This window comes from Paenibacillus sp. FSL K6-1122 (assembly GCF_037977015.1).
Taxonomy (GTDB): domain Bacteria; phylum Bacillota; class Bacilli; order Paenibacillales; family Paenibacillaceae; genus Paenibacillus; species Paenibacillus amylolyticus.
In genome coordinates this window covers 2,463,514-2,480,308 of the sequence record NZ_CP150272.1, presented here as the reverse complement: position 1 = coordinate 2,480,308, position 16,795 = coordinate 2,463,514, and the positions used below count along the sequence as shown (strand labels likewise).

The 16,795-nt window shown below is 45.1% G+C and carries 14 protein-coding genes; 4 read left to right on the top strand and 10 right to left on the bottom strand.

Features of this window, described 5'->3' with window-relative positions; translation table 11 throughout:
- Positions 1-27 precede the first annotated feature (27 nt).
- The 7 genes from NSQ20_RS11060 to rpiA form a co-directional block, all read right to left on the bottom strand.
- On the bottom strand, positions 28-741 hold the full coding sequence (locus tag NSQ20_RS11060) for a class I SAM-dependent methyltransferase (RefSeq protein ID WP_340032443.1): 714 nt from the start codon (positions 739-741) through the stop codon (positions 28-30).
- Between the two features lie 68 nt (positions 742-809).
- Entirely contained in the window at positions 810-1,763 is a 954-nt protein-coding gene (locus NSQ20_RS11055; RefSeq protein WP_340032442.1) for an alpha/beta hydrolase, read from the bottom strand.
- Positions 1,764-1,799: 36 nt separating this feature from the next.
- Entirely contained in the window at positions 1,800-3,509 is a 1,710-nt protein-coding gene (locus NSQ20_RS11050) for an ATP-binding protein (RefSeq protein WP_340032441.1), read from the bottom strand.
- A gap of 15 nt (positions 3,510-3,524) precedes the next feature.
- Positions 3,525-4,613 (bottom strand): cobalamin-dependent protein, encoded by a 1,089-nt coding sequence (locus NSQ20_RS11045; RefSeq protein WP_340032440.1) that lies wholly within the window; start codon positions 4,611-4,613, stop codon positions 3,525-3,527.
- A gap of 286 nt (positions 4,614-4,899) precedes the next feature.
- On the bottom strand, positions 4,900-5,361 hold the full coding sequence (locus NSQ20_RS11040) for a MarR family transcriptional regulator (RefSeq protein ID WP_036670259.1): 462 nt from the start codon (positions 5,359-5,361) through the stop codon (positions 4,900-4,902).
- 15 nt (positions 5,362-5,376) lie between these two features.
- Complete coding sequence (locus NSQ20_RS11035) at positions 5,377-5,976, bottom strand: GNAT family protein (RefSeq protein ID WP_340032439.1); 600 nt, start codon at positions 5,974-5,976, stop codon at positions 5,377-5,379.
- A 25-nt stretch (positions 5,977-6,001) separates the two neighbouring features.
- The gene (gene rpiA, locus NSQ20_RS11030) at positions 6,002-6,673 is read right to left on the bottom strand and encodes a ribose-5-phosphate isomerase RpiA (protein ID WP_047842431.1); all 672 of its coding nucleotides are present in this window, start codon (positions 6,671-6,673) and stop codon (positions 6,002-6,004) included.
- A gap of 509 nt (positions 6,674-7,182) precedes the next feature.
- Here rpiA and NSQ20_RS11025 point away from each other — a divergent pair.
- Together NSQ20_RS11025 and NSQ20_RS11020 are read left to right on the top strand one after the other, a co-directional pair.
- Entirely contained in the window at positions 7,183-8,925 is a 1,743-nt protein-coding gene (locus NSQ20_RS11025) for a methyl-accepting chemotaxis protein (protein WP_076249981.1), read from the top strand.
- A 46-nt stretch (positions 8,926-8,971) separates the two neighbouring features.
- A complete protein-coding gene (locus NSQ20_RS11020) occupies positions 8,972-12,679 on the top strand; it encodes an amino acid adenylation domain-containing protein (RefSeq protein WP_340032438.1) in 3,708 nt (1,235 codons plus the stop codon).
- A 113-nt stretch (positions 12,680-12,792) separates the two neighbouring features.
- On the opposite strand, the gene NSQ20_RS11015 is transcribed toward NSQ20_RS11020, so the two are convergent.
- The 3 genes from NSQ20_RS11015 to NSQ20_RS11005 form a co-directional block, all read right to left on the bottom strand.
- A complete protein-coding gene (locus NSQ20_RS11015; RefSeq protein WP_237176010.1) occupies positions 12,793-13,413 on the bottom strand; it encodes a TraX family protein in 621 nt (206 codons plus the stop codon).
- A gap of 77 nt (positions 13,414-13,490) precedes the next feature.
- Positions 13,491-13,979: a GNAT family N-acetyltransferase gene (locus tag NSQ20_RS11010; RefSeq protein WP_340032437.1), complete on the bottom strand. Its 489-nt coding sequence runs from the start codon at positions 13,977-13,979 to the stop codon at positions 13,491-13,493.
- Between the two features lie 238 nt (positions 13,980-14,217).
- Positions 14,218-14,691 carry an RbsD/FucU domain-containing protein gene (locus tag NSQ20_RS11005; protein WP_036609525.1) on the bottom strand — a complete coding sequence of 158 codons (474 nt, stop codon included), beginning with the start codon at positions 14,689-14,691 and terminating at the stop codon, positions 14,218-14,220.
- A 231-nt stretch (positions 14,692-14,922) separates the two neighbouring features.
- Between NSQ20_RS11005 and NSQ20_RS11000 the strand changes: the two genes are divergently transcribed.
- Both NSQ20_RS11000 and NSQ20_RS10995 read left to right on the top strand, forming a co-directional pair.
- A complete protein-coding gene (locus NSQ20_RS11000; RefSeq protein ID WP_340032436.1) occupies positions 14,923-15,369 on the top strand; it encodes a MarR family transcriptional regulator in 447 nt (148 codons plus the stop codon).
- Between the two features lie 30 nt (positions 15,370-15,399).
- Positions 15,400-16,743, top strand: coding sequence for an MFS transporter (locus NSQ20_RS10995; RefSeq protein ID WP_340032435.1), 1,344 nt, complete (start codon positions 15,400-15,402; stop codon positions 16,741-16,743).
- The last annotated feature ends 52 nt before the right edge of the window (positions 16,744-16,795 follow it).

The window sequence follows — 16,795 nt, the reverse complement described above, 5'->3', positions numbered from 1 at the left end:
GTCCATTGTCAGGTCCCGGCAGAGAATTTATTGCTTTTGTACAGCAAAACGAAGCAGTTCACAACGAAATTGTGTCGGTTCATCATACTTTTCCTCTTCAATCGTCTGTGTAACATGTTCCTGAAGCAGAATATTCCAGCCTTTGTAGGCATCCTCCAGTATAGCAATCGCCTCGGTTGTGGGCAGGTTTAGTTCAATTAATGGTTTAATCTCCTTGCCTGTATTGATTTCTTTTTCCTCCACATTGGTACTCATCGTAATACAATGAATGCCCCCTGTACGAGTTCCGGCCTGTAACCGGTCTATCGCTTCCATGAAGGCTTGTTTATTTGAGACATGTTCCAGACAAGAACAAGCAGCGATATAATCAAAATAGTTTGGCTTCACAGCATAATGCTCAACATCTGCTTTCACTGCCTGTACGATATGATCAACCTGATATTCTTTCGCATACTTGCGTAGTCCGTCTACGGCCTCATCCAGCAAATCCACACCGATGACTTCACTGTTCGTTTTTGCAAGGCGCTGTGCGATCGGTATCGTATGCCTTCCCACTCCGCATCCCAGATCGAGGACACGCAATTCCTCCTTGTGAGCAAGGAGACGTTCCAGCATATCCATCACCATAGGCATGGGCCTCGACATCCAGGTACCGGAGGCGAACAATTCATTATTCTGATAGAAATTGGAATGATAACCTGCCTCTGCTTTTCGCGCAGCCTCAAATTGTTCGTTTCCCATCAAGATACCCCCATCGTTTTGAAAATGATTTGCATCTTCTACTTAATACCCAGATTGTCACACAAAAATCAATTAAAAGCAGGCGACAGATTTTTCTTCATAAAGGATTCCAGCGCCGCCTCATATCCAGTGCGATCGACTTGAAACGCTGTGCCATGACCCGCACGGGGGACGGTCAGCAATTCCTTTTTGGTTGGGCAAGCTTCATACAACCTGTACACCATTTCCGTTGGTACAAACATATCAGCCTCACCGTGGATGAATAACACGGGAACGTTAACTTTGGCAAGCTGCTTGAGAGCCGAAGCCTCTCTAAAGGAATACCCTGCTTTCCACCGGGAGATCAGACTTGTGACAGGTATAAACGGAAATGCAGGAAGCTTGTATAATTGCTTCAACTGGAACGTCAGTTCTTCTTCCACGGATGTATACGCACAATCAGATACAATCGCTTTAACCTGAGTCGGCAGGTTTTCACCACCTGTCATCAGTACGGTTGCTCCTCCCATGGATATGCCGTGCAATATGATTTCCCCTTGTGTACCCACTTTTTCAAGCACCCAGTTGGTCCACTGGACATAATCCTTCCGATCTAACCAGCCAAAACCGATGATATCACCTTCACTCTGTCCATGACCTCGATCATCTGGCATGAGTACGTTATAACCGTGCTTTTCCGCATAAAACCGGGCGAATCCAGCCATTTCTCTGCCTCTCCCCGAATAACCATGTGCCAGAATAACCGTCTGATCCGACCCTTTATTGGAACCGAGCCATGTACCATACAGTTTTAATCCATCATGTGATTGAAGAGATATCTCTTCTGTAGGCTGAGCATCCAGCCACTTCAGGTCAGAAGCACTGCTAATGATTTCATTGTCCGGTTCAGGCATCAGATTTGGATTATCTACCAAAAACGTTTTTGCTGTACGGCGAATGGCCGTTTTGAAAAAATAAAGCCCTCCTGCCCACAGAAGAGCAAGAAAGATCAGTACCAGTGCCGCAAGTACGTAGAATAACATGAACGAGCCCTACCCTCTTTCCTCATTAAGATATGTTCAATCTTTACTTACTCGTTGCAGTGCTGCACATGCTGCTTGATAGGCGGGTAACAAAGCATCCAGCAAAGGTTCTGCTTTCCGTGATTGACCTTCCTTCGCGAACTGCTCTATCTGAGCAAACAAAGTTGATAAATAACGAATCCCTAGGCTCAAACTCCCTGATTTCAGATCATGGGCTACCTCGGTTGCAGCAACATGGTCACCGGACACAATATGCCTGCGCAGCACCTCAATCTTGCCAGGTGTATCGGTACGATACATGTCCAACAACATACCAAGGAGTGTACGATCGCCATCGGTGTTTAATTCCGCGATCTCATGTACGATGCTCATATTTAGTACCTCGGTCGGTTCGGAGGATTGCTGCCACTTCTCGATCATCTTACTCAGAATTTCCAGCGTGAAGGGTTTGCCAATAAAGTCATTCATCCCGGCTTCCATACACTTGTCTTTCTCTCCCTGCATGACATTACCTGTCATTGCAATGATTGGTGTGGTATGGCGCATTTCATCCATTTCTATCGAGCGGATTTTGCGTGTTGCCTCCAAACCGTCCATCACTGGCATCATATAATCCATGAGAATCAAACTGTATTTTTTGCTGAGAAAAGCAGCTATTGCCTCTTCCCCATTCACTACAGCGTCCACTTGGGTTATTCCCAGTTTTTTGAGCTGCAACATAACAAGCTGCCGGTTGATGACATTATCATCGGCCAGCAATACAGATACAGAAGGAGCTTCATCATCCATATCCTGCCCCTGTTGCTCTTGAGCGGAAGCAACAGACTGGTTAGCGGACTGGTTACCGTCTTTCTTACCAAGTGTAAGTTCGAACCAGAATGTTGATCCTTCACCCTCCTGACTGTCTACTCCAATCCGACCTTCCATCAGTGTAACGAGCGACCTGCAGATCGATAATCCAAGGCCCGTTCCTCCATACTCACTTGAGCGTCCTCGTTCAGTCTGCATGTAGGGTTGAAATAACTGGTTCTGATCTTCTTCCGAGATACCAATCCCCGTGTCTTCGACTTCAAATCGGATCATTTGTGTAACTTCATCATCTTCCACAAGGGTGACTCGTATCCGCACCGTACCTTCTGATGTGAATTTGTTCGCATTCTGAATTAGATTGATCAGTATCTGTGTAATCCTCGTTGGATCCCCTTCAAGAAGAGTAGAGATTCTGGGGTCACAGTCTATCGATAACTGATTTCCGTTCTTTCTGACTTGGGGTTCGAGCAAACGAACAATATAGTTTATCGTCTCTTGCAGATCCACTTCTCCCAGTTCAAGTCGCATCTGACCCGCCTCAAGTTTGGACAGATCCAGAAGATCCTGAATCAGCTTAAGCAGCAGTTTGGCAGCATCCTGTATAACGGAAACGGAATTCTCCTGTTCTTCAGACAATGGAGACAGCTTCAGCATCTCAGCCATCCCCAATATGCCATTCAATGGCGTACGAAAATCATGACTGATGCCTGCAATAAATGCGATTTTTGAATCACCTGCATCTACTGCTTGCTGACGTGCAGCTTCAAGACTGTTATTGTTCTTTGCAAGCAGACGCTGGAGTGTCACCAGTTCATTATTCATTTCCGAGAATTCCGTAAGTGTCCGTTCCTCTTGCTCTTTACTCCGGATCATCTGATCTGATAACTGCTCAATCGTTCTGCGTAGCCTCTGTATCTCTCCGCTCTCATTAGACATCACATCATCCCTCTCTTAATCCCTAACCATATCAAGCTGATTACATGTAGCTGGCTGAGCCAGCAATTGTTCTGCAACCGCTACCGCTTCATCGGCTCCTGGAGCATAACCATCAGCTCCTATCGTTTTCCACAACTCCTGATCAATATTAAAGGGATATCCCCCCACCATAATCTTCACATGTGCCGTTGCCGGATGATGACGGATCAGATGAATCAACTCTTTGGCCAGATGAAGGTGATACGTCATCGTAACTGAAATCGCAACAACATCGCCCTGATGCCGCTCTATAGCCTCTATTACACTTCCATTGGGAACATTGGCCCCCAGATAGTGCGTATCCCAACCTTCCATCTCGAACACATCTGTGAGCATACGCAGTCCGATCTCATGTTGTTCACTGCCTACACAGGTAGCCACTAGTTTTTTATCCTGACCCGTATGAATCAGCCAGCGAGAATAGAGACGTGATATGAATGACTGGGTCGCTGCCGTACAAAAGTGTTCCTGCCCCACACTAATACGATGGCATTGCCACAATCGTCCAATTTCATATTGGGTAGTCTGAAAGATATATCGATAAATATCACGAATCGTCACCCCGGCTTCTAACTGGGCTTCAATGATCTCAAAGGCTTCTTTCCGTTTATTCTCAAGCAAACACTGCAAGTACGATTGCGCGGCATCTCCATATGGCATGGATTCGTTGATGTAACCCGCCTGTGACTCCATATGTGTTGTTCTATATATTCCCATCTCCAGATACTCGAGCAGAAGTGCCTTTGACGGATGGTCAAATTCTTCTTCCAATGTCTCTTTGATCAGATTGAGATTAATCGCCAGGTCTTCTGGTGATACCTTATAACCCTCAAGTAGAACTTTCAGCCAGGCAATATACTGAGTAAACAGACCTGGACTCTGTACGAGCGCACTTTCTGCCAAATAGTTCAAGCTATACTCCGAATCCTGTTTGGTTCGCATTTTTCCATTCTCGCCAAATCGCTCAAGTAAATCGGGCTGTCTGAGATACTGTTTCTCCGTTATTTTATCAGCTAAGTTCGCAGATTCTTGGAGCAAACGTTCTCCTGCTTCTTGATGACTCATAGATGCACCCCTCCTCATACCCGCATCACACTCAATCTTCATTCGTGACTAATCCAGAATGAGATTGATGTTAGCTAACTTGCAATCGGGATAGGTTCTTCTACTTGATCCAATCCATCCATTCCGCTCTTAATCGTTATGTTCCATTATACATGAACTTTCGATAATCATGTTTTACACACGATGAATGTATAGAACAATCTTCCTATATTATGGAGGGCCTTGCAAGTCAGTCAGCCAGTATATACCTATACTTTTCGAGATCCACAAAAAAAACTGACCTGCGTTATGAACGCAAGTCAGTTTTCCCTTCTGCCGCCAGTCCCAGCTTCTTCAACATCTTAATCGCAGCTACTTTCTCGGAAGGGTCAAGTCCTTCCAAAGCATCAATGATGACCTGATGGTGTTGAGGAAATATCTGTGTGAACAATTCTCTTCCTTCCTCGGTTAACTCAGCGTAAATGACACGCCGATCTTCCTTGGAAGGTCGACGAAACAGCAGATTTTTATTTTGCAACTTATCTACAACATACGTAATATTACCACTGGACATTAACACCTTTTCACCAATCTTTTGCAATGCCTGTGGTCCCTTATGATATAACAAATCAAGCACACCAAATTCTGTCGTATTCAGTCCGTGACTCTGGATGTCCCGATTGGAACGTGAGGTCACAGAATTGTAGGCCCGAACAAGAACCACGAATAATTGTAAAGACAGTTCCCGATTGTCCTCCGTGTTCAGCATTTCAATAATCCTCCATCAGTTGTTTACATTTCGGCTCGTATGAGGGGCCAGCTTCTGCTCCCACTCCTCACGGAGCATCCCCATACGAATTGAATCATAGTACTGCCCGCGAACGATACGACACTGCCTCATTCGCCCCTCCACCTGTAATCCGGCTTTCACAGCCGCACGCATCATACGTTCATTACCAGACCAAGTAGTCAATCCAACCCGAACCAAAGGCATCTGTTCGAACAAATGACTTGACCACATGGTAAGTGAGCGTGTGCCAACCCCGCGTCCCCACTGGACAGATCTGTATATTACAATCCCCATTTCCAGCCACATGGATAACTCATCTTCTATGTAATAGCTGATTGTACCCACAATTTGTCTGTCGGATTCAATAATACGGATTGATACGGGTTTGGAATCGCCTGGACCTACTTCCATACGTTTGAGCATACCTTGTTCAAAACTTTCATAACTTTCGTGTTTAAGTGGGTAATAGGGTGCATCCCATTGCTTCCATTCAGGTACGTCATCACTGTAGATCAATTCGTAGAGTTCTTTCAGATCCTGTTTCTCCACACACCTGAGTACAAGTTCCCCATCAACGATTGGCAGTTCTTTCATACGATGAAAAGCACCCTCTTCCATATTAAGAACGATGAAGCTCTTCGATACTTCCGTCCGCATTGGCAAGAATGACTGTACTAGCCATATCCACAAATAGTCCGTTATCAACAACACCTGGTAACATGTTCAATTGAACATTAAGGTCCGCAGCGTGATCAATCGCCTCCAAGTGGCAATCTGCTATCAGGTTTCCGTTGTCTGTCAGATAACGTTGCTGTCCATCCATCCGCCACTGTGGTTGACACCCCAATTTTTCTAGCGCCTGGAAGGTCCACTCAGAAGCAAATGGAACCACCTCAACTGGAAGCGGGAATTTCCCCAACTTTTGCACGGCTTTGCTGCCATCCGCTACAATAATCAATTTGTCACTATTGGCCGCCACGATTTTCTCACGCAAAAGAGCCCCGCCCCCCCCTTTAATCAGGTTAAATTCGGGATCTACTTCATCAGCGCCATCAATGGTCAGATCCAGACGTCCAATCTGGTCAAATGGGACGATGGGAATCCCCCATTCACGGGCAAGCTTGTCCGAAGCCTCTGAAGTGGCTACCGCTTGAATGTTCAATCCATCACGTACCCGCTCACCGATCCGGCAGATGGCATAATAAGCTGTTGAACCTGTACCCAATCCAACCTTCATTCCATCTTCAACATATTCTGCCGCACGCTCTGCTGCTATCTGTTTAAGATTCATCTATAAACCCCCGCTGCTCATAATTTGAGAAATGCATATGTAGTTATTATAGATAAAACCGCTTCCGATGTATATCCGTGCCTTCTGTTGCATCTCTGCCATCATATTTTTGTTTGTTGAAGGATGTATTTTTACCCACCATGTTATAGAATACAGAATGAAGCTAAAAAATGGGAAATTTTAAAATAAACAGTTCTAAATACCTATAAACCATCTGATATGTCCATAAATACGTAAAATATTAAAAAAAATTTAACGATACTATTCAATTTAACGACATTTTATACGACATATTAATTATAGATGTGTTTTAATAATTAGACACCTATGGTTCATACGGTACATAAGTCTCTACGAAAGCGACTGATAAACCAAGACCATGGTCGCATAAATTTCCTTTGGAGGGGATCACGGAATGATCTAGTTCACTGTACCAATGCAACCCTAAAGTTTCTTAATTTAAAGAAGATCAGGAGTGGAATTTAGTGAAATCATTAAGTTGGAAAAGCATGTCGTTTTTCTCCAAAAATTTGTTACTCTCATTTACCAATATCGTTATCATCGGGGTAGCACTTATCGCAAGCAGTTACTATTTTCAAAAAACAGTTCTTGTTGAACAGCTGCATGGACAGGTGGAACAAATTACCAAAAAGTGGGCTGAAGATATCAATCCTACCGAGGTACAAGCTGCTATTGCGGAAGGTAGCTATGATGGAGCAACACAAACGAAATTACGAGCGTATTTCGATGAGATGCAAGAATATTATCCTAACATTGCACAGGCCTACATCTTCGGTGTTGAGCTCGGTGGCGATAACAAGAGATTAACTTCCCTTGTAGCGATGCCCACCAATCTAAGAGAGGCTTTTCAAAGTGAGAACGTAAATATTGGTGACATGTATGAGCAGCCGGTCGTTGTAGCCAATGCACTGAAAGAAATGCTTAATACGGATCGCCCAACATTCACAACATTTTATTCCGATGATTTCGGAACATGGACAACCATTGCATATCCAATCAAAGACAGCAACGGAAAGATTTTCTCATATTTTGCCGTTGATGCAGATGCATCAGCCGTACCTGCGGGACTAAACTCCTTGCTCAAAAACGGAATTATCATCCTTGTAGCCTTCTTGCTGTTATTCCTGATTATCCAATACCTTGTAGTTAAAAACACACTTTCCCCTATCCGTCACTTGATCAAAGGAATTGATGACGTAAGTCGGGGTAATTTGAATGTCAACATTCCGACAGGCAAAGACGATCTGGGACTCGTTAACGAGAAGTTCAACACCATGGTTCGCAAAATCAACGATACTATCGTTAAAGTGCAAATCACGTCACAAGAAGTAAATCAGTCTGCCAAAGAGCTATATGAAGTTTCCGAGCGCAACAGTGAGAATGCAGATTCTATCAATAATAATGTAACTCAAATCACTTCCAACATTCGTTCACAGGAACAGGCAACCCGGGATAGTGCACGTGCCATGTCAGAGATGGCTACCGTGATCCAGACGATTGCCAGCAGCTCGGCAAGTGTAGCGGATGAAGCCTATGAGATGGAACGTCGTTCGCAACAAGGTAACAGTGTTGTCCGTCAGGTGTCTGAACAGATGAATCTGATTACGGAATCGGTTAAGAATACCGCTTCTGCCATTGAGGTTCTGGAGAGTCGTTCACAGGAAATCGGCGATATTCTCAATATCATCTCGGGTATCTCCAGCCAGACCAACTTGCTTGCTCTTAATGCTTCCATTGAAGCAGCTCGTGTTGGTGAAGAAGGAAGAGGATTTGCAGTTGTTGCAGGTGAAGTACGCAAACTTGCCGAGCAGTCTGAACAAGCAACCAGCCAGGTTGGCGTATTGATCCAAGAGATTCAAGCTGGAATTAAACAAGCTGTACGTGCAATGGAACAAGGTACGTCAGAAGTAGATACAGGACTCAGCGTAGCCGATCAAACAGGACAACTGTTCGAAGATATTTTAGAAGCAGCGAAAAAAGTATCTAATCAGATTCAGGAAGTATCAAGCGCGACAGAAGAAATCTCTGCGGGTACGGAGGAAATGACCGCTACAGCGGACGACTTGTCTTCAAGCGTAAGCAAGACAGCAAACAGCAGTGAACAAATTTCCTCATCTGTTGATGAGCAAAAAGCATCTTTGATTACACTGGTAGACTCCTCCACACGCCTTAACAGCATGTCTGAGGAACTCCAAGAATTGATCTCTCATTTCAATGTAAGCAAACAATAATTCAAATCCACAAACATTCGGTTTGAACCAAGGAGGAATAACTGAAGTGATTGAAAACCAACCATCTTCTTCCCATTCCATGGAATCTAGCTTGCCAGTTCTGCAGATTCCACTGGATTTTGGGCGACGTCAACAATCATTCTCTTATCAGTCTGCTCAAATCACATTACATGCTTCTCTGAGCCGTGAACTTAAACAGAAGTATGGAGAACAGATGGTGTACCCGGTACTACTCTCAGCTTATGCAGCCTTGTTATTCCGATTGTCAGCTGAACAGGAACTTGCCATAGGTATACTTTCCCCCGATCAGGCAGCTTCCTATCTTTCATTACAGATTCAGGGGAAATTGACCTTCAGCCAACTATGTCATCAAGTTTCAGAGCAGCTCAAGATTGAATACACGTTGCAAAACGGTGGATACCCTGAATCGTTTTTTATGCTGAATAGTGTACAGTTGCCTCAAGCTCCTCAAATATTAAACTGGAACGTTCGAGATGATCAGAACATGCTCATCCTCGATCTGTTCTATGATAGTTCACTGTTAAAAGAGTCTACCGTGCTGAGATATGCAGAATATTATCAGACTCTTCTACTCGCCCTCGTGCGTGACGGTGAGAAAGCAATCGGTACGGTAGATATTCTTTCCGCCTCAGATCGATTGCTTTACCGTGAAATGAATGATACTTCTGTTCTCGAACCAGAGAATCAAACGGTTCATGGCTGGTTCGAAGCAACGGCAGCGGCATATCCAGATTCACCGGCGATAACATCGCCATCCAAAAGTTATACGTACAGGGAATTGAATGAACGAGCTAATCAGGTTGCACGTGTTCTGTTATCCAATGGATTGCAGAAAGGTGAATTCGTCAGTATCTTTATGGATCGAAGTCTGGAGACGATCATCTCCCTGCTTGGTATTCTGAAGGCAGGTGGTGCGTATGTTCCTATCGACCCTGAGCATCCACAAGAACGTAACAGTTATATCGTGGAAGATACGGCATCCTCCTTCGTGCTGACAACGGAGGCTTCTTATGCCCAAGCTTCCAGCTTGTTCTCCAGTATAGCTACGGTCCGTCAGATTCTCGCTGTGGATGGTCGTTTAGCCGGATTTGCAGCAAGTAACCCAAATCTGGATATTCAGCCCGATGATCTTGCGTATATTATCTACACGTCAGGGTCGACCGGTAAACCCAAAGGTGCACTGATTGCCCACCGGGGTGTAACCAATCTTGGCAGTGTGGTTCAGCGTGATTGTGACATTCAACCAGGTGATGTATTAACCCAGTTTGCTACATACAGCTTTGATGCATCCGTGTGGGATACCATTGGCGCCTTGTTCTATGGAGCAGAATTATATCTGTTGTCTGCGGAAGAACGTGTATCCGTTGAAGAATTCGCAAGTGCAATTGAACGGACAGGAACAACCATCATTACGATACTGCCTACGATTTTCTTCAATCAGCTTGCTTCCTACTTATCCCATGAAGGTTTCCACAAGCTGGCCAAAGTCAGAATCATTACTGTAGCCGGAGAAGCGTTATATGGTGAACAGGTTCGTGCCTTCCAGCGCAAATTCGGAAACCAGATTGATATTGTTAATGTGTACGGACCTACCGAATGTACAGTAGCCACAACTACTCACCGCATCAGTGAGCAGGTTCCTGAACATGTGGTGAACATCCCTATCGGTAAACCGATTCATAACTACAAAGTATACATTGTAAATGAAGAACAACAGCTCTGTCCGGCAGGTGTACCTGGTGAGGTATATATTGCTACCCCTGCATTGGCCAAAGGTTATCTGAATCAGCCAGAACGTACAGCGCAAGCATTCATTGAAAACCCGTTTGCGATAGGTGAGAAAATCTACAAGTCTGGCGATATTGCCAAATTGCTGGATACCGGGATGCTGGAATATGTTGGTCGCAGTGACTCTCAGCTAAAAATTCGTGGTCACCGGATTGAGATCGGGGAGATTGAAGATCACTTTGCACGGCTTGATCAGATCCAGAACGTTGCGGTCATTCCGAAGAAAGAATCCGATGGACAAAATATGCTGGTTGGTTACTTTACATCGAAAGATGGCAGTACCCTTTCTGTTTCGGACATCAAGGCAGAACTGACGGAAAAACTTCCATCTTATTTTGTACCAAAGTGGATCTGTCAGCTGGATGAAATGCCGATTGCACCGACTGGAAAAATCAATCGCAAAGCGATGGTATCCCTGCCTCATGTGGAACGACATGAAGATCGCCCTGACCGGGTCATGCCTGAGACGGAGACGGAATCCATTATCTTGGACGCATGGAAAGAAATCCTTCAGCACGATGACTTCGGTGTCGAAGACAGCTTCTTCAATATCGGTGGGGATTCACTCCGGGTTATTCATGTACTGGTTATTCTGAAGCCACATTATCCGCAACTGAACATTGCCGACTTCTTTGCCGAGAAAACAGTCCGTGCTCTCGCTCGTCGTGTGGAAGTATTGTCTCTCAGTGCAGCAGTAGTTACGGATTCAGTGGTGACCGATGGTATGATTACACAATTATCCGAACACCCTGTGGAGCTAACGCCCCAGTTGGGGTATCCGCTCATTCGTGAACCTGAGCATGTGTTGCTGACTGGAGCAACTGGTTATCTGGGCTCTCATGTGCTGCAACAGTTAATTCTGAATTCCAGTACACGGATCTACACCCTTGTTCGTCGACCATCCAATGAAATAACTGCAATGGAACGTTTGACTAACGTGCTGGAAGGTTATTTCGGCAAACAACTGACTGACCAACTCTCCACTCGCGTGGAGATTATTGAAGGGGATCTCGAACAACCTAATCTCGGTCTGTCCGCTGAACAAAGGGCTTATGTTCAGGATCGAATTGACCGTGTCATCCACTGCGCTGCAGACGTACGTCATTTCGGCGATGCCGGTCAGTTCGCCAAAACAAACGTGGAAGGAACGGTCGCATTGCTGGACTTGATTCGCAGCAAACCAGGTGCTTCCTTCCACCATGTATCCACGATGGGTATTCCGGAAGATCTCGCACTCAGCGGACAATGGGAATCTTCCCTGCAATATGATCGGTTCCCGGCTGATTTGCATGTGGACAACCTGTATTCGGACAGCAAGCTTGAAGCCGAGAAAGTGCTTATGATTGCGGCAGAGGAAGGTGTACCTGTCAGCATCTATCGTGCAGGTAATCTCACTTGCCACTCCGAAACTGGACGCTTCCAGTCCAATATTGATAGCAACGCCTTTTATCGTATGATCAAAGCGATGTTATTGCTCGGCAAGGCTCCTGCGGCTGACTGGATGGTTGATTTTACACCGATCAACTATGCAAGTGAAGCTATCGTTCATCTGGCCTTACGTCAGGATACCGCCGGTCGTGTATTCCACATCTGTAATCCGGAGCCCATCCGTTATGATGAGCTGATCCGTTCTGTGAATCGGGCTGGTTACGAAGTCGAAACGCTACCTTTCGCCGATTACACACGTTGGTTGTTCGATGCGAGCATCAGCAAAGAGCCGGAAGCTCTTCAGTTGGCTATTGCACAGCTTGAAGGCGACGGTGCGAAGGATTCAGCATATGTCTATGCTTGCCCTGTGACAACGGCTTATGTGGAACCTGCTGGCATCTCATGTGCAAAAACAGATGATCGCTTCATCTCCGCCATGTTAGACTACGCCGTTCAGATTGGATATTTCCCGTCTGCAATCCGGCGCCATAACGGCACTTCTACAGCAATGGAGTAAGTTCACTTTATCATTAGCATTTAATTAATAAATAAGGTCACAAGAAAAGGAGCCATCTATCATCATTCACTGACGATAAGATGGCTTCTTTTCTTCGCATTTTCGGATCATTTTTAGACCCATCGGATAATTGCAATGATGGCAAGATGAGCTGGATAGAAATAACGCCAGACCCAACGTGGCCCCTTCATACGGAATCCCGCTTGGTAATACTGAGCAATAGCAATGCCGGCTGTTGCGAGCACACTATACATTTGCACAGAGCTGTTATGCAGCAGAAGATATAGTGCATTTAACAAGACATGTGCCACGACAAGTACAGGACCCTGGAAATAACGGAATAACAGAACCAATAACAACCCGTACATCCCGTAATCCATTTGGCTAATTTCCATGAACCACCCTGCTCCAATTACAATCGGAATCCCTAGTAGTTTGGATGGCAATTTATCGATAACGAATAATACCAACAGGGCTGACCACAATGTCCACACCACGTTCAGAGAATAATGATTAAACGCAGCCATGAACGGCACCTGTGATATGATCGCAATCCAGAACAGCCGCCATATGTATTTTTGTACGTCTCGTGTATGTTTATAACCGATATACACTGCAAAAGCATAGATTGGAAAAGCGATACGACCTATGATCCTCAACTCTATAATATGTGGAAAAAAGACAGCCCCTATATGATCAATTAACATCGTGATCATGGCAATCCACTGCATCATGTTGCGACTCCCCTCCCTTGTTGCCGACGACACAAGTGTGCCATTCATTCATATAGTCCATCTTTTGGAGCAACCTCTTATACGTTAAGTTCATAATACATGAATTTGGTATCCTGTGCATATCCTTCGGATTCATATAAAGCTTGCGCTTGTTTGTTACTTAACTCAGTTGAGAGTGATATACGAAGAACTCCTCGCTCAGATGCCAATTGCTTGGCTGCTTGCAAGAGCTTCCTGGCAATGCCTTGCTGACGATAATCCGGATGCACATATAGATCATTAAGCACCCAGACAGGCCCCATCGATACCGAACTAAAACTGGGATATAGCTGAACGAATCCAGTACAAATTAAGCCTTTCGAGAGTGGCTTTTCTGCTACCAAAATCACCGATTCATGGCCTTCCATTCGTTCTCTAATATACTGACGTGCTGCCTCAATATCAGCATTTTGGTTGTAGAACATCCTGTACTCATTGAACAAACGTCCCACTTCGTTACTATCAAGAAGACCCGCTTGTCTGATTCGGTGCTGCATTTCACTCAACTCCTCTGGGATGGAGAGCATCGTCTCCCCCTTTGTATTTCTTTCAATTGTAAAACAGTCCTTCCCTTTTCCCCATTCATCATCTGCATCAAAGTTTGTAGTATCTTGAGCAGTGAGCTGACATTCGTTCATGCGCGTTTCCAGATTGCATCCTGCTTATCTAGTCCATGCCAATTCTGTACGTTTTGTTATATTTACTTCGTATTGGCAAAAATAAAAAAGGCGACCAAAGCATCCACTGCTCCGTCGCCGTAATTATTCAGTTCGATTCAGCATTCTGCTGTTCCTGACCAGGATCAGCATCGGGGAAAATGACGCCTTTCTTCAAAATCAGGTTGGCGTATTGCGCTCGCTCACCAGTTGCAACAATCACATAGGCATTCGAAGCCCGTTTATAAAAATCAAATCGTTCTTCATGATCAAAAGCATCCGTGATGCCTTCATATTCTTCAATCAACCGGCGGTAGTCTTCCCATATGATCGGGATCACCTGATCCCCTTTCACAACCTGCATGACAGCAGCGGGACGCTCAGCATAGGTATCCAGTGGATATAATTGCAGGATGGCATCCAACAGTTCAACAACTCCCAGTGCATCACAACGTACTAGTCGCTTGGCATGACTGGCTGCGGGGAAATTGCCATCCGCCAGAACCAACTCGTCTCCATGACCCATTTCGGACATGATTTTGAGTAACTCTGGAGGTATTATTGCGGGTATATTCTTTAGCATACACAGCTCTCCTTGTTCAACTCCAACATCAGTTAGAGCAGATTGGTTTTCTCCATTCTTCAAGCACGCTAGACATCGATTCTATAAAAGCGGTTTCATCCCTATTCTAACAGTATTTTCGGATCATTGCACAGCGCACACGTAAGTTCGATATGAGAATATTTCATTTTGACAAAAATACTTGTTTGACATATAGTTGTTGTAACAACTAATTAATTGGGACATTTTATTATGGAAGCGAGGTCTAGCAATCACATGGACTATACACTGGAACAATCTGTTGGATTCATGCTGGGTTTCACACATCGTAAAGCTGTAGCTTTACTTGCGACGCGATTCAAACCTTATGATATTACGACAGAGCAATTTTCTGTTCTCTTTAATGTTGACCGCGGTGAAGGTGTGAATCAGAAGGAGCTCGCTGCACGTGTCTTCAAAGACCAACCCACCACTGCGCGGATTATTGATCTGCTTGAGAAAAAAGGCTGGGTAGAACGCCGGACCAGCGAACAGGATCGCAGAGCCTATCTGTTATATCTCACCACGGAAGGCAAAGCGTTAATTGATATCCTCGTTCCGATTGAAAGAGAAATGAATAAAGAACTTGCTGAAGGTATATCCGAAGACCAGATGGGAGCATTTAAACATACTCTTTCCCTCATTAACCGCAACTTGTAATGAATCACAACTCAGGGGGAATACATCATCATGAAAGAACAATCTACACAACAAGTTAGACTATGGACTACCGATTTTATACTGCTGATGCTGTGCAACTTCTTGTTGTTCTTGCAACTGCACATGATTGTCTCTCCGCTTCCGTCCTACGTTCAGGAGCGATTTCACGCCAATGCATTTGAAGTAAGTTTATTCACCTGTCTGTTTGCACTAAGTGCCATAGCAGCCCGTCTCTATTCCGCGAAAGCACTGGAGAAGGGTCTTCGTAACGCCATGATCTATATAGGCCTGTCCGTAGCCCTGCTGGCAACGCTCGGCTATTATTTTGCTGCCGGCATAGCTGTGCTCTTGTTGCTCAGAATGTTGTTTGGTATCGGGTTTGGTATGAGCAGTACCGCTTTTCCAACGATGGCCTCGGACATTGTGCCCGTGAAACGAATGGGTGAAGGTATGGGTTACTTTGGTCTATCAACTAGCCTGGCTATGTCTATGGGGCCAATCATTGGGGTCACTCTGCTCCAGGGAGCAGGTTTTGTAACCCTGATGTTATGTACTGCGGGTGTGCTCGCTGTGATCTATCCACTGAGTTATTCGCTGACACGCAAAAAAGCAGTCAGAACCGATAACAGTACAACCATCATGCCACAAGCCACAACAAGTGCTTCAGGGTCCAACCCAAAACAGAAGACACCTTTCAACCGCAAGCTGATTCTGCCCAGTGTGCTGAATTGCCTATTATCCATCACCTATGGCGGGCTTGTCGGATTCATCGTTTTGTATGGTAAGGAAGCCAATCTGGCCAATCCTGCGCTGTTCTTTTTGTTCAATGCACTCGCCGTGTTATTGGTTAGACCATTTGCAGGACGGATCTATGACAATAAAGGGCCAAAAGCACTGCTCATTCCAGGGGCAATATTCGTTGCTGTCGGCCTCATTCTGCTCTCGTATGCAACCTCCATGTCCCTCCTGTTCATTGCTGCCTTTATCTACGGAGTCGGTTATGGTTCCATGCAGTCGTCTCTGCAGACCTGGATGATTCAAGTTGTATCTCCTACTCAACGGGGTATGGCTAATGGTATGTTTTTAAACTCGCTGGATCTGGGTATCGCGACCGGTGCCCTTCTTCTTGGTGCCATTGCGGCCATAACCAGTTATACCGATATGTATCGATATTCCGTGATGTTTATGATTCTGTTCTTGCTTATATATCTGATTCAGGGAAAACGAAGCGGCAGCTTCTCCATTGAACCTCATGCTCTGCTCGCTCATACGCATATTACCGCAACGGAACCACCTCAAGATCAATCCAAGAATTCAGAATCTGGAGCCGGCAACACCGAAACAAGCCAGTCGAATAAGAGCAAACACGAATGATTGGTTAAAGTCATTCTGCTCATAGAAACGAGAAACGCGTTTACACCGAGAA

Coding starts and splice junctions, on each gene's coding strand:
- NSQ20_RS11060 (WP_340032443.1), bottom strand. CDS start 741: ATGGGAAACGAACAATTTGAGGCTGCGCGAAAAGCAGAGGCAGGTTAT.
- NSQ20_RS11055 (WP_340032442.1), bottom strand. CDS start 1,763: ATGTTATTCTACGTACTTGCGGCACTGGTACTGATCTTTCTTGCTCTT.
- NSQ20_RS11050 (WP_340032441.1), bottom strand. CDS start 3,509: ATGTCTAATGAGAGCGGAGAGATACAGAGGCTACGCAGAACGATTGAG.
- NSQ20_RS11045 (WP_340032440.1), bottom strand. CDS start 4,613: ATGAGTCATCAAGAAGCAGGAGAACGTTTGCTCCAAGAATCTGCGAAC.
- NSQ20_RS11040 (WP_036670259.1), bottom strand. CDS start 5,361: ATGCTGAACACGGAGGACAATCGGGAACTGTCTTTACAATTATTCGTG.
- NSQ20_RS11035 (WP_340032439.1), bottom strand. CDS start 5,976: ATGAAAGAACTGCCAATCGTTGATGGGGAACTTGTACTCAGGTGTGTG.
- rpiA (WP_047842431.1), bottom strand. CDS start 6,673: ATGAATCTTAAACAGATAGCAGCAGAGCGTGCGGCAGAATATGTTGAA.
- NSQ20_RS11025 (WP_076249981.1), top strand. CDS start 7,183: ATGTCGTTTTTCTCCAAAAATTTGTTACTCTCATTTACCAATATCGTT.
- NSQ20_RS11015 (WP_237176010.1), bottom strand. CDS start 13,413: ATGATGCAGTGGATTGCCATGATCACGATGTTAATTGATCATATAGGG.
- NSQ20_RS11010 (WP_340032437.1), bottom strand. CDS start 13,979: ATGCTCTCCATCCCAGAGGAGTTGAGTGAAATGCAGCACCGAATCAGA.
- NSQ20_RS11005 (WP_036609525.1), bottom strand. CDS start 14,691: ATGCTAAAGAATATACCCGCAATAATACCTCCAGAGTTACTCAAAATC.
- NSQ20_RS11000 (WP_340032436.1), top strand. CDS start 14,923: ATGGAAGCGAGGTCTAGCAATCACATGGACTATACACTGGAACAATCT.
- NSQ20_RS10995 (WP_340032435.1), top strand. CDS start 15,400: ATGAAAGAACAATCTACACAACAAGTTAGACTATGGACTACCGATTTT.